Source organism: Vibrio sp. D420a, from assembly GCF_030248625.1.
Taxonomy (GTDB): domain Bacteria; phylum Pseudomonadota; class Gammaproteobacteria; order Enterobacterales; family Vibrionaceae; genus Vibrio; species Vibrio fortis_A.
This window is the reverse complement of the sequence record NZ_JAHGAN010000028.1, coordinates 124,898-137,562: the sequence shown is the minus strand read 5'-3', so window position 1 is coordinate 137,562 and position 12,665 is coordinate 124,898. Positions and strand designations below refer to the sequence as shown.

Genomic DNA, 12,665 nt, shown 5'->3' with positions numbered 1-12,665 from the left:
CAGACATTTAATGAACCTAGTTGCCCATCCTTGTTGGCATCAAGTTTGCTTATAGGGTGTGGATAATCAATTTATACCATTTGGCCCAGGAGCCATAAGTCGATTAACTATGCTTATGGTGGTCTATTCATAACTCATGGACATAATAATAATGAAAGCAATTCCTTTAACTATTGCAGCACTTTCTCTCGTCAGTTACTCAGCTAGCAGCGCTGAAGATACTCAACACATCAAACTCGCTACAACTACCAGTACCTACCATTCAGGTCTACTTGATTTCCTACTGCCAGAATTTGAGAAAGATTCAGGTATCAAGGTTGACGTAATTGCTGCAGGTACAGGCAAATCTCTGCGCATGGGCGAGAACGGTGACGTTGATCTGGTTATGACACACGCACCGAAAGCGGAAGCGAACTTTGTTGAGAAAGGCTACGGCGTTCTTCCGCGCAAACTGATGTACAACGATTTCGTTATTGTTGGCCCTCAAAAAGATCCAGCTAAAATCGTTTCTCAAAACGATGTTGCTGATGTATTTAAGTCTATCGCAACTAACAATGTCACTTTCGTTTCTCGTGGTGACGACTCTGGTACGCATAAAAAAGAGATGGGCATCTGGGCTCAAACGAAGATGGAACCGAACTTCGGTGGTTACCGCAGCGTAGGTCAAGGCATGGGCCCAACGCTAAACATGGCGTCTGAGATGCAAGGCTACACCATGACTGACCGTGGTACTTGGTTGGCGTACCAAAACAAACTAGACCTTAAGATCCTATTCCAAGGTGACAAGAACCTATTCAACCCGTACCAAGTGATTCTTGTTAACCCAGAGCGTTACCCAAGCATCAATTATCAAGCAGCAAAAACATTCAGTGATTGGTTGGTAAATCCGAAAGGACAAAAGCTGATCAACGAGTTTAAGCTTCATGGTAAGCAGCTATTTGTCGCGAGTGCTGAATAAAACACTGCGAATTGTCTCAGGTTGCGATATGAGCTACTTATATCGCAACTGGCGAAGTTCGCAAAAGACGATATTCGTAACGGACAATATCCGTAACTGACAAAGCTATACTGGAACTAAATGCGGAGCCTCCGCACAAAAGAGATACATCATGACCCTATGGCAAACAACGCTGGATGCACTGAACTTACTTGTGAGCTTTGACCACGAACTGTGGCAAATTGTCGCAGTGTCATTCAGCGTTTCTCTGTCGGCAATTTCACTGGTTATCGTACCTGCAATTGTCATGGCTTTTTTACTCGCCTATACAGAGTTTCCCGGTAAGTGGGGCTTGCTCTCTATCATTAATACTCTACAAGCGATCCCTACAGTCGTGATTGGTCTATTAATGTACATGATGCTATCTCGCTCTGGCCCTTTGGGTGATTGGCAAATGCTTTTCACCCAAAAGGCTATGATTCTCGGTCAGATGCTGATCTGCTTCCCTATACTTGTCTCTATGATGCATGGTGCGCTTCAAGCGAGTGACCGACGTGCCGTTGAAACTGCTCGTACTTTGGGTGTTTCGACTTTCCGTATCGCCTCAACATTGATTTGGGAAACACGATTCCCACTTCTTGCTGCGACCATTGCTGCCTTTTCACGCATTGTTACAGAGGTTGGCTGTTCGATGATGGTGGGTGGCAATATCATGGGCATGACAAGAAATATCCCAACGGCCATCGCGATGGAAAGCCACAAGGGTGCATTCGCGCAAGGCGTTGCTTTGGGTATGGTGTTGTTAGCATTGGCACTGGTTTTAAACTTTTTCCTTTCGAGTGTGAGAGGCAAAGGCTACTTAAGAACATAGGAATGCTGTCATGAGTATAAAAATAACAACGCAGCAAGTTTCAATGCGCTACAAAGAGCGCGTTCTTTTTCATATCCCTGAACTGTCCATCGGTCCAAACGATGCGATCTATCTAAAGGGCGACAATGGCGTCGGTAAAACGACCCTATTGAAAATCTTATCTGGCTTAGTAAAACCGACGTCAGGAAAAATCCAAACAGCGCATCACAGTTGGAAAGGTACCCTATTCCCTCGCTCTAAATTCAAAGACATTATCTACCTACATCAAACGCCTTATTTGTTTGATGGCACTGTGTATCAAAATGTCGCTTATGGCATTCGTTTTAACAAAGAGTCACAAAAAGATAAGCGAGCTCAAATAATCAATGCGTTGAGAATGGTAGGTTTAGAGACCCTAGCAGATGAACATATCTCTGTTCTTTCTGGTGGGGAACGTCAACGAGTCGCGATGGCAAGGGCCTGGATTTTAAAACCCTCTATCCTACTTATGGACGAACCAAGCGCATCATTAGATAAAGAATCTATTGAAAGATTGGTCATTATGGCCGAAGATCTTCTTCAACGTGGCGCAAGTTTGGTGATAACAAGCCACCAAACCAATGCCCTGACCGATCTATGCAAAAAGCAGTGGTGGATTAAAGATAACTCTTTGACTGAATCACCATTGCTGCAAATTATTAAAAAAGACAAAGCACAAGAGAATATTTATGCTGCTTCCAACGCAAACTAGTTGGGTTATCTTAGCTGGCGGACAAGCGAGCAGAATGGGTGGACGCGACAAAGGTCTCGTCGAGTTAAACGGTCGTCCACTTATTCAATACGTTATCGACAAATTGTCGCAACAAAACGTCTCTATCACCATTAATGCCAATCGCAACCAAGAGCGCTATCAAGACTTCGCGCCTGTGGTTTCTGATTCCTTTCCTGATTATCCGGGACCGCTAGGCGGTATCCATGCAGGACTGAAAAATGCCGACACCGACTGGGTCGGCTTTGTTCCTTGTGACAGCCCGCAAATCAACGAAGATCTAGTCGCTCGTTTCTGTGCTGCGGTTAACCCTGACAGCGATATTTTGGTTGCTCACGACGGCGAATTTAAACAGCCGGTATTTACTCTATTCCATAAGCGCGTATTACCTAGGTTAGAAGCATTCCTAGAGCGTGGCGATCGCAAGATCATTCTGCTCTATAAAGATTGTGTTACCGAGTTTGTCGACTTTAGCGACTCGCCAAACTGCTTCGTAAACCTTAATACACCAGAAGAACTCACCCAATTTGGTACGCTTCAATAATGAATGATTCAAAACAACGCCCTAACCTTCCGCTATTAGGTTTTGCTGCCTACAGTGGCACTGGAAAAACAACTCTACTTGAAGCTCTGCTGCCAATGTTGACCGAATCCGGTCTGCGCATTGGTGTTCTAAAACATGCGCACCACGACTTTGATGTCGATAAGCCTGGTAAAGATAGCTATCGCTTACGCAAAGCTGGCGCTGGCCAAATGCTGATCTCTTCAAGAAAACGTCATGTGTTGATGACTGAGACTCCTGAAGCTGAGGCTGATTTTGACTACTTGCTGACTCGCTTCGATATAGAAAAATTGGATCTGATTCTGGTTGAAGGGTGTAAAAATATTGCATTTCCTAAGATAGAGCTACACCGCGAAGAAGTTGGCAAACCTTGGTTGTACTCTAACGATAGCAACATCATAGCCATTGCAGCTGATACTCAAGTTGAATCTGAGCTTCCTCAAATGTCGATTAATGATTTGGAATCGATTCGCGACTTTATTATCAACTACGCAAAAGACTTCAATCCAACCTCAGTCAGCTGCCAATCAAAACCATCGAAAGCGTCGACAGTGTGTTGTGACTCTTTCTCACCAGCGGGTTTGAGCGTCACACAAGGTCAAGAGAAGATTTTAGACAGCATCACTACAGAACAGCTCAGCGAAAACGTTGCTGTTGAATCCGCTTATGGTCGCGTGTTAGCTGAAGATGTTGTTTCTCCAATTAACGTTCCGCAAAACACTAACTCAGCAATGGACGGTTACGCTATCCGTGGCGATGATCTTGACCAAGAACAGTATCATGTTGTCGCTGAGGTTTTCGCTGGGCACAGTTACGATCAAGAGATTCAAAAAGGCCAAGCGGTTAAAATCATGACGGGCGCACCAACACCAATTGCGGGGGATACTGTCGTCATGCGAGAGCAAGCGGTTCAAGAAGGTGATTTTGTTCGTTTCCCTGACGCAAAAATCGATGTAGGCCAAAATGTTCGTATGGCGGGTGAAGACTTATCAGTTGGCCAAGCTGTATTCACGCAAGGCACACGCATTGAAGCACCTGAAATGGGCATGATGGCGTCGCTAGGTTTTGCAACCTGCCCTGTTCTTCGCAAAGTTAAGGTTGGTATTTTCTCTACCGGTGATGAAGTTCAAGCTCCTGGCACTCCGCAGCAAGCGAATTCTATTTACGACTCAAACCGTTTCACCATTATTGGCATGCTACAGAAGCTAGGGTGTGAGATTGTCGATTACGGCATCATCGAAGACGACCAGCAAAAAATGACGGAAGTTCTGCACTCTGCTGCGTTGGAGACAGACATGGTTCTAACTTCAGGTGGCGTATCGGTTGGTGACGCTGATTACATTAAGCTTGCTCTTGATGAGCTAGGTGAGATTAACTTCTGGCGTATCAACATGCGCCCGGGTCGCCCGCTTGCTTACGGTAAGATTGAGCAAACACCTTTCTTTGGGTTACCGGGTAACCCAGTGGCGGTAATGGTCTCCTTCATTAACTTTGTTGAGCCAGCGATCCGCAAACTTCAAGGTCAAACAAACTGGACACCAGTGAAAGCCAATGCGATTGCGATAGAACAACTTCGTTCTCGCCAAGGCCGTACTGAATTTAGCCGCGGTGTGTTCTCCATGAATGAGCACGGCCAACTCGAAGTCCGCACAACAGGCAAACAAGGCTCTGGCATTCTACGTTCAATGAGCGAAGCAAACTGCTTGATTGAGATCTCTCCTTCTGTTGATACGGTTAAAGTTGGTGAAACCGTAACGGTTATTCCACTTCAAGGACGTATCTAACGGCATCAAAAGCGAAGCTATTTATAGCTTCACTTTTTTATCTCGACTCATTAAACAGTCCATATAATAACCTTTCACCACTATTTTCGGTTTAGGTTTGCTTTACTAAACAACTAATTCCGCCTTAACCTTGAGTGTGTGTAAGATTTTCTGTAGAGTTCGCGAAAATCCTAGATTCAACTGGAGAGCACCATGGCTCGTACTATTCTGTATACCTATAAAGATGAAGACAAAGAGTTGCTGTTTTCAAAACAACAACACCGCACGATCCAAGAAGCTGTTGCTGCGGCTGAAGGCATCGACATCACTGAGTATTTAAAAACAGAGCAACAGCTTGAGTTGATTTCAGATACTAAAGCGGTTCGTAACTACCAAGACAACTACTTCCGTAAGCTAGGCTTCACAAAGCTTACACTGAAGCAAAAAGAAAACTTGGGTGTTGGTAAAAAGAACAAGTAGCTCTTAGCTTCTTCATTCTGATTGCTCGTTTTGAACACCAAACAATAAAAAATGCCGCAACCTCTTCAGAGATTGCGGCATTTTTGTTTCGTCGATTTAACCTAACAATTATTTAAGGTTAAGGAATGCTGCGCCACGAACACCGCCTGAATCGCCGTGTTTCGCTTTGATGATCTTCGGACATTTAGCAACTGAAAGCAGGTACTTCGGAATGCGCTTTGGCATCTCTTCGTAAATCAGTTCGAAGTTTGATAGACCGCCACCCAGTGCAACTACGTGTGGGTCCAGTGCAGTGAATAGGTTAGCAAAACAGATAGCTAGAAGCTCCATGAAGCGTTCTACATGCTCTACTGCTTTCTCTTCACCTTCAGCGTGTGCTTTGATGATATCAATCGCCTTCTTCTTCTCGCCGAAGTAGTGCTCATAGATTAGCTCAAAGCCACGGCCAGATAGGTAGCTATCCAAACAACCTTTCTTACCACAACCACAGCCTAGAAGCGGTGCGTTTTCACCAAGGTGTAGCCATGCATCTAGCGGTAAACGCATATGACCAAGTTCACCAGCAACGTGGTTACGACCTGAGAATACTTTGCCATCAAAGATTAAACCGCCACCAAAGCCAGTACCTAGGATTAGACCTGCTACTGATGGTTCGTCTTGAAGCTCTTCATCCCAAGCTTCTGAAAGTGCAAAACAGTTTGCGTCGTTTTCAATTTTAACGCTACGGCCAATACGAGCTTCCAGGTCTTTACGCAGTGGTTTACCTGTTGAAGCAGGAACGTTAACAACCAACATTGTGCCGTCGTCCGCGTTTTCCATACCTGGTAGACCTAAACCGATTTTACCTTCACATGAGAACTCACTGTCGTACTTCTCAACTAGGCCAGCGATCGTGTCGATCAGCTGTTGGTAAGAGTCTGTAGGTGTTGGTACACGTTCTGTTGCCACACGTTCTAGTTTCTCATTGAATGCACCAAATTCAATCTTAGTGCCGCCAACATCAAAGCCGTAATACATCAAATCTCTCCAATTTTTCCCTAAATCTGGGACAATAAAAAAGTCACTGCGGGTTATTATCCATAACACTCCCCCTACAAACCGTGATAGATGACAAACTTATTCTCTGATTGGGTCCGTTTGAACAAGTTGTCAGCACATGCGGTGTCAGGCTTAGAGCGACGTCTCACTTTCACAATAATCGATATAAGCATTTAAGCTAGGTTTTGTTTGGTCCGACTTGTAGCGGGTTTTACTTAGCATGTAGCTCTCTCTAAACGCTTCAAACCACATTTGTAGTGTCTTTGCGCCCTGCTCTTCACCAGCTTGCTTCAATACCAAGCTCGCTACCTCTGCCGTTGATAAATGCTGCTCGTTTTCCGACTTGCGCATCATGTATTGCGATACCGATTCTGGCTCAATAGATAACACAGGTAGGTGCTGCAGATACTCTGAGCGGCGGAAAATACGACGAGCTTCGCGCCAGCTGCCATCAATAAAGATCAACAGCAGTGTTTTATTTGGATCACGCATTGCTGGAAGATCTTGAACCACTCGGTTCTTGTCGTCCGTATAGTCTTCAGGGAATACAATTACCGGTTGGTATTTTTCGTCTTTTAAGACAGCAAGCATCTCTGGATTTGGCTCGGTTCTGTTCCAAAGGTAGACGTGGCTGTCTTTGACGGTGTCTACGATTAGTCGACCCGTATTGCTCGGTTTAAGAACTTCGTTATCGGATAAGATCAACATAGTCGCGACATTGGTTTCAATATCAGGCTGATGGTCACAGATACAGTGACCTTGTTCGATCTTACAATATTCGCAGCGAACCACCTTACAACCTCGTGCTTTAAAAGGTCGAGTAGAGAGGGACAAACGATGTTGATAAAGGTGGTGAAAAGCGTGAATTCTCATGGTGTTTAACGATAGCTCTAGAAAAGTGGTGCGATTGTACTTAGAGTGAATGGATAATGATAGAAGGAATTCCTATGCAAGACCCCTCTTTGCTTCGCCTTGCCTGCTTTGTCACCGCTTTTGTCGGCTGTGCTTTATGGGAAGCGTATTCTCCACGTAAGCAGCTTACCCAGAGCAAATGGTTCCGCTGGAGTAACAATTTTGCTCTAGTGGCGCTCAATAGTGTGTTACTCGCCACTTTGATTCCCATTGCTGCGTTCCAATCTGCGCTCATTGCCGAACAAAACCAGTGGGGCCTGTTCAACCAGATTTCGCTTCCAGCGTCTTTGGTCGTGATACTGTGCGTTTTATTGTTGGACTGCGCTATTTACCTTCAACATCTGGTATTTCATCGAATCCCAATACTATGGCGTTTGCACCGTGTTCATCATGCTGATTTGGATATTGACGTCACCACAGGAACACGATTTCACCCAATTGAGATGATTCTATCAATGTTGATTAAAATCAGCTTGGTGATGTTACTCGGTGTGCCTGCGCTGGCAGTTGTTATCTTTGAAATCGTCTTGAATGCAAGTGCTATGTTTAACCACAGCAATGCCAAACTACCGCTGGCGATAGACAAAGTTTTACGCAAATGGATAGTGACTCCAGACATGCATCGCGTGCACCACTCTGTGATTGTTAAAGAGACCCACTCTAATTTCGGTTTCTTCCTATCAGTCTGGGATAGATGGTTTAAAACCTATCGCGCACAGCCCCAACTTGGACACGATAAAGTGCAAATAGGCGTTCCTGAAATCCAAGACGGTAAAGAGCAACGATTGGATAAAATGTTGCGCCAGCCCTTCATCAAACAGAACTAAGTATTTAACGAGTCCAACATACCAAAGGGACCGATTATCATATCGATAGTCGGTCCTTTTTCTATTTAACTTACTCGAAAGGCTTTAACTCAAAACATACTTATGCAGCATCGCTTGTTGGTGCCCCGCGATATCTGCAACCTGCTCTGAACTTTCGATCATCGACTCCAGTTGCATCTTGGTGTTTTCACCTTGCTCAGAGACTCGTGTAATGGATTGTGTCACATCAACCGTTGCACGCGCCTGCTCTTCTGTCGCCACCATGATTTGCTCAACACGTCCTTTGATTTGAGCAACAGCGACCTCAATCTTCTCGAATGCTTGCTTAACATCACTGCTCGTTTGAAGTGCGTTGGCCATTTCACTACGTGATTCAATCACAGACTCCTTAGAACGATCAGCGGCAGCGATTAGCTCCGTCATCATACTGCGGATGTTGGTCGTTTGCTGGGAAGTACCACTCGCTAGTTTACGAACTTCATCTGCGACTACCGCGAAGCCTCGACCTTGCTCACCGGCTCTTGCTGCTTCAATCGCTGCATTGAGTGCCAGTAAATTTGTGTTCTCGGCAATGCCGCTGATCATATCCACCATTTCGCGGATCTGCTTTACGCGACCATCGAGTTCATCCATCGACTCTTCATTGACACTGAGTGTCTTCTCGAGCGCATGCAATCGCTGTTGGTTCAGACCGACCACTTGGCTGCCATTCACAGATTCGGTCTCAGCCAATTGCGCGTCGTCGTTTGACGCATTCGATATACGCGCAATTTCGCTGATCGATGCCTCTAATTGAGTGATCGTCGTAATCATATTTTGCAATGACTCATTTTGCGCGTTCAAACTTTGGTTGGTTTGTTCTGCTGCATCATGACTTACCTCGGCAGTTTGATAGAGGGTTTCGCAGTTACGAGTCACCGAACTGACCGACTCCGCCGTTGATTCAACTACAATGTTGAGCTTTGTGGTAATAACTTGCAGTTCGTATGGACCTTTAGGCTCCGACTTCTTTGAAAAATCATGTTCAGCCAATAGCGCCAAGTGCTGCTTAATATTCTTAAGCCCTTTGCTAACCCAACGTTGAAGCACGAACCCAGAAATCAAAATGATCATAGTGATTACTGTACCGCTAATAAGTAGCACTCTATCAATGTTACTGATCGTGCTATTTACCACCGACTCGCTCTCATCGATCAGGTTTGATGCCTCTTCAGACAAGGTGTTGAGACTTATAATCACTCGGTTTGCAGTCGCCATCACTTGAGCAAGTTCTTGCTTTTGATCTTCTACCAAGGCGAGTCTAGTAAGTATATTTTTGATGATTCCCTGCTCTTCAAAGCCTTCAGATACCATCTGATAAGCGGCGACAAGGCTGGTGAAGTCTTTCACATCTGGATGCCACTCAGAAAAGTCATCATAAGCGAGGTTCATGCCCGCCAAGCGGTTACGTAACTGTCGATACTCCGATTCTGCTTTATCCATCTCTTCGTGCATCATCAACATCAAGAATGAACTTTCCATCGCGCTTACACTCGACACAAAACGGTTCGCAGCGTCCGTTGACTCAGGGTTACCTTCTGCTAAGAAAGAGCTAATGCGGCTCATTTCTGGCCCTGCAGAGCTTACACCATAACGAAATGGCTCAACTTGCTTATTGATGACACTCTGTTTGGCTTGAATGTCGATCTGCATGGTTAAGACATGGGATGTCATGGCTTGCAGTTTCGTCATGTCTGAGAGAAGCTGCTCTTTTTCCTGTGGTGAGATAGCTTCAGGAAAATGTTCCGTGATTAACAACAACTCTTGCAACATAGCGTTTGAGTCATCGGAGAGTGTTTGAATTGACGATTTGGTTGAATTGAGCTGTGTTGGGTCAGAAGACTGAGTGCTGTAACCCAATAATTTAACTTGCTCTAGTACATTTTGTGTCAGCTTGGCATTATTGAGTGCAAGCGGTAATACTTGTTCAGAAAGCGTATCAAAGTAGCCGCCAACTCGCTCGACCCCTTTTATGCTTACCATAGATAGAAAGACAACAAGCAGTAAGATTACGCAGAAGATACTGCTGACGGTTTGTATGAGAGAAAAAGTAAAACGAGCGGGTTGATTAGTTACATTTTTATCAGGCATTGTTGTTCCGATTTAGGTACGGTGTGTGGCATCCTTTCTAAGCCCGGTATACTAAGTTTCATTTATGACACTTATATTTCATAAACTTTTCAGAAGAGTTACAGATTGCAATTAATTCAAAGAGTTATATTATCAGTCGCAATAATAGGTGTCGTAGGATGCTCTTCGTCGCCTGATTTCAACGATCCTGCGCCTAACAATCAAACACTTTCACCACAAGAGAAACAAACGACTCAAGCGTACATGAGTGTTTACAAAGAGTGGCAAGGTGTTCCCTATCGCTTTGGCGGCACGTCTTATAACGGTATAGATTGTTCGGCATTCGTTCAGGTTGCGGTACTCAATGCAACCCAACAGGCATTACCAAGAACAACGCTAGATCAAAGTAAACAAGGAGTTGAGATAGCTTACGAGCAAGCTAAGAGTGGTGATTTGGTGTTTTTCAAAACGTCACCAAAGGTAAGACACGTAGGCGTTTATCTGGGCAACAAACAGTTCTTACATGCTTCGACGTCTAAGGGCGTGATTATTTCAAGATTGGATAACCCTTACTGGGCTTCAGCATTTTGGCACTTTAGAAGACTCTAACCTGGTCAGGCAGAGTATGAGGAATGGGTATTGGCGAACGTCAATTGAACTATCCGCCAATTGCTCTGAGTGAGTCGAGTTTCGTTTTAGTCGTACGTAGCAACTGCCGTATCAAATAGGTTTTTCACAAGAGCGATATACTCGTCTAGAAAAACAATTTGTTCATTGGTTGCTTTCTTAGCCCAAACACCCGCTAACACTTCACCTAGGTCGGCAACAACGGCATCCGCTTCTTTCAGCAACTGGAATCGAACACTGGAGTGCATCTCAGGATTTTGTTCAAAAATCGCCATGATATTCGTTGAAATCATGTCAGTTACGATATCTTCAACACTCTCTGAGCCTGTATCACCTTTGTCACTTGTAAATACGTCCAAATTAAACGACAAGTGTTCAATCAAAGCTAAATAACCATCGGTTTCTACAACCACAATACTTCTCCGTTTAAGCTCAATGGTAAATTCGTCACAACGATAACCTACAATACTAGGCGAACTCTCAGTATTGTCATTAACTAATTGTTTGATTTGCTAATAAATCGCTCAACCTTGCGTCTAAATGCTCAAAATTAACTCAGAAGTAGTAACTTCCGGGTTTACGTTGTGAGTAAAGTACAGTGTACTTTCACAGATTAAACCAAACGTTCGTCTTTTATCGCGACTTGACTCATTAAAACATAGTTTTTTAAATTACAAATTGATTTACACAAATGATTCGAGCTTTAACAGCAATCTGGTTTATAGGTTGTCTCAATTGTGAGATTGATTCCATTGTCGCCGTTATAGAACGATGTTTAAGATTGGGGCTAAAGGTCACAATTCTCGTAATTGCTTGGCTTAAGAGCAAATAACAACTAAGAACATTGACGCATACGTCTATAAATAGTGGAAATTTATCCTAAACTATTGCGTATACCCACGTTCTTTGAGGATTTCCTATGTGGCAGGCCATTTCTCAACAACTTTCAGACACCCTTCTTTTTAACTTCCCAATTACCGAGCGCGTAAAGGTATCAGGTGGTGAGATTAACGATTGCTACATGATTACTGATGGTAATGAACGTTACTTCGTTAAAGTGAACCAAAGAGAGTTTATTAATAAGTTCGAAATTGAAGCTGAAAACCTACGATTGTTGCGAAATACCTCTACCGTTTACGTGCCAGAACTGGTGCTGATAGGTACTACTAAAGAAAGCTCTTTTATTATTCTCAATTACTTACCGACCAAACCACTTGATACCGGCAACAACGGATTTGATTTTGGTGTTGCACTCGCCAAGCTCCATCTTTGGGGCGAACAAAAAGAGTTTGGTTACGACCAAGATAATTATATCGGCAGCACGCTTCAGCCCAACCCTTGGCATAAAAAGTGGGGACGCTTTTTCTCGGAGCAACGCATTGGATTCCAGTTGCAACTCCTTAAAGAGAAAGGCATTGAGTTTGGGGATATTGATGAGATTGTTGATGTCGTAAACACTAAGTTAGCTGGCCACAATCCAACGCCTTCTCTACTGCATGGTGACCTTTGGCACGGTAATGTAGCGACATCTGCATTTGGCCCTATCTGCTACGACCCTGCATGTTACTGGGGCGACCGCGAGTGTGATATTGCGATGTCGGAATTGTTTGGTGGTTTTCCTGAAGAGTTTTATCAAGGCTATCAAAGCGTCGCTCCGCTCGACGTCGACTATAATATTCGAAAAGACATTTATAACTTGTACCATCTTCTCAATCATTGCAATCAGTTTGGCGGTAGTTATCTAGAACAAACGGAAGCACATGTTCAGAAGATTCTGGCTGTTTAAGTTGC

13 protein-coding genes are annotated in these 12,665 nt (G+C 44.2%); 9 read left to right on the top strand and 4 right to left on the bottom strand.

Going from position 1 to position 12,665, the window contains the following annotated elements; all coding sequences use genetic code 11:
- Nucleotides 1-151 precede the first annotated feature (151 nt).
- From KI743_RS18275 to KI743_RS18250, 6 genes are all read left to right on the top strand, one after another.
- Nucleotides 152-958: a substrate-binding domain-containing protein gene (locus tag KI743_RS18275; protein ID WP_032549026.1), complete on the top strand. Its 807-nt coding sequence runs from the start codon at nt 152-154 to the stop codon at nt 956-958.
- Between the two features lie 151 nt (nt 959-1,109).
- Entirely contained in the window at nt 1,110-1,808 is a 699-nt protein-coding gene (locus KI743_RS18270) for an ABC transporter permease (protein ID WP_150872452.1), read from the top strand.
- A gap of 10 nt (nt 1,809-1,818) precedes the next feature.
- Nucleotides 1,819-2,538 (top strand): energy-coupling factor ABC transporter ATP-binding protein, encoded by a 720-nt coding sequence (locus tag KI743_RS18265; protein ID WP_032549024.1) that lies wholly within the window; start codon nt 1,819-1,821, stop codon nt 2,536-2,538.
- Complete coding sequence (gene mobA, locus KI743_RS18260; protein ID WP_032549022.1) at nt 2,516-3,100, top strand: molybdenum cofactor guanylyltransferase MobA; 585 nt, start codon at nt 2,516-2,518, stop codon at nt 3,098-3,100. The genes KI743_RS18265 and mobA overlap by 23 nt, the downstream gene beginning before the upstream one ends.
- Nucleotides 3,100-4,902 (top strand): bifunctional molybdopterin-guanine dinucleotide biosynthesis adaptor protein MobB/molybdopterin molybdotransferase MoeA, encoded by a 1,803-nt coding sequence (locus tag KI743_RS18255; protein WP_285467619.1) that lies wholly within the window; start codon nt 3,100-3,102, stop codon nt 4,900-4,902. Before mobA ends, KI743_RS18255 begins: the two co-directional genes overlap by 1 nt.
- A 192-nt stretch (nt 4,903-5,094) precedes the next feature.
- Entirely contained in the window at nt 5,095-5,361 is a 267-nt protein-coding gene (locus KI743_RS18250) for a DUF2960 domain-containing protein (RefSeq protein ID WP_032549019.1), read from the top strand.
- Nucleotides 5,362-5,469: 108 nt separating this feature from the next.
- On the opposite strand, the gene nagK is transcribed toward KI743_RS18250, so the two are convergent.
- Together nagK and KI743_RS18240 are read right to left on the bottom strand one after the other, a co-directional pair.
- Nucleotides 5,470-6,378, bottom strand: coding sequence for an N-acetylglucosamine kinase (gene nagK / locus KI743_RS18245; RefSeq protein WP_150872456.1), 909 nt, complete (start codon nt 6,376-6,378; stop codon nt 5,470-5,472).
- Nucleotides 6,379-6,531: 153 nt separating this feature from the next.
- Nucleotides 6,532-7,272 (bottom strand): tRNA-uridine aminocarboxypropyltransferase, encoded by a 741-nt coding sequence (locus tag KI743_RS18240; RefSeq protein WP_285467617.1) that lies wholly within the window; start codon nt 7,270-7,272, stop codon nt 6,532-6,534.
- A 74-nt stretch (nt 7,273-7,346) separates the two neighbouring features.
- On the opposite strand from KI743_RS18240, the gene KI743_RS18235 reads away from it, so the two are divergent.
- Entirely contained in the window at nt 7,347-8,138 is a 792-nt protein-coding gene (locus KI743_RS18235) for a sterol desaturase family protein (protein WP_285467615.1), read from the top strand.
- Between the two features lie 84 nt (nt 8,139-8,222).
- On the opposite strand, the gene KI743_RS18230 is transcribed toward KI743_RS18235, so the two are convergent.
- Entirely contained in the window at nt 8,223-10,268 is a 2,046-nt protein-coding gene (locus tag KI743_RS18230) for a methyl-accepting chemotaxis protein (protein ID WP_285467614.1), read from the bottom strand.
- 105 nt (nt 10,269-10,373) lie between these two features.
- Between KI743_RS18230 and KI743_RS18225 the strand changes: the two genes are divergently transcribed.
- Entirely contained in the window at nt 10,374-10,856 is a 483-nt protein-coding gene (locus KI743_RS18225; protein WP_152468714.1) for a C40 family peptidase, read from the top strand.
- An 86-nt stretch (nt 10,857-10,942) separates the two neighbouring features.
- Here KI743_RS18225 and KI743_RS18220 read toward each other — a convergent pair whose 3' ends face one another.
- On the bottom strand, nt 10,943-11,287 hold the full coding sequence (locus tag KI743_RS18220; protein WP_032549013.1) for a DUF3802 family protein: 345 nt from the start codon (nt 11,285-11,287) through the stop codon (nt 10,943-10,945).
- A 506-nt stretch (nt 11,288-11,793) separates the two neighbouring features.
- On the opposite strand from KI743_RS18220, the gene KI743_RS18215 reads away from it, so the two are divergent.
- Nucleotides 11,794-12,660, top strand: coding sequence for a fructosamine kinase family protein (locus KI743_RS18215; protein WP_032549011.1), 867 nt, complete (start codon nt 11,794-11,796; stop codon nt 12,658-12,660).
- The last annotated feature ends 5 nt before the right edge of the window (nt 12,661-12,665 follow it).

Excerpts from the sequence above, each read along its gene's own strand:
- KI743_RS18275 (WP_032549026.1), top strand. The coding sequence starts at position 152 with ATGAAAGCAATTCCTTTAACTATTGCAGCACTTTCTCTCGTCAGTTAC.
- KI743_RS18270 (WP_150872452.1), top strand. The coding sequence starts at position 1,110 with ATGACCCTATGGCAAACAACGCTGGATGCACTGAACTTACTTGTGAGC.
- KI743_RS18265 (WP_032549024.1), top strand. The coding sequence starts at position 1,819 with ATGAGTATAAAAATAACAACGCAGCAAGTTTCAATGCGCTACAAAGAG.
- mobA (WP_032549022.1), top strand. The coding sequence starts at position 2,516 with ATGCTGCTTCCAACGCAAACTAGTTGGGTTATCTTAGCTGGCGGACAA.
- KI743_RS18255 (WP_285467619.1), top strand. The coding sequence starts at position 3,100 with ATGAATGATTCAAAACAACGCCCTAACCTTCCGCTATTAGGTTTTGCT.
- KI743_RS18250 (WP_032549019.1), top strand. The coding sequence starts at position 5,095 with ATGGCTCGTACTATTCTGTATACCTATAAAGATGAAGACAAAGAGTTG.
- nagK (WP_150872456.1), bottom strand. The coding sequence starts at position 6,378 with ATGTATTACGGCTTTGATGTTGGCGGCACTAAGATTGAATTTGGTGCA.
- KI743_RS18240 (WP_285467617.1), bottom strand. The coding sequence starts at position 7,272 with ATGAGAATTCACGCTTTTCACCACCTTTATCAACATCGTTTGTCCCTC.
- KI743_RS18235 (WP_285467615.1), top strand. The coding sequence starts at position 7,347 with ATGCAAGACCCCTCTTTGCTTCGCCTTGCCTGCTTTGTCACCGCTTTT.
- KI743_RS18230 (WP_285467614.1), bottom strand. The coding sequence starts at position 10,268 with ATGCCTGATAAAAATGTAACTAATCAACCCGCTCGTTTTACTTTTTCT.
- KI743_RS18215 (WP_032549011.1), top strand. The coding sequence starts at position 11,794 with ATGTGGCAGGCCATTTCTCAACAACTTTCAGACACCCTTCTTTTTAAC.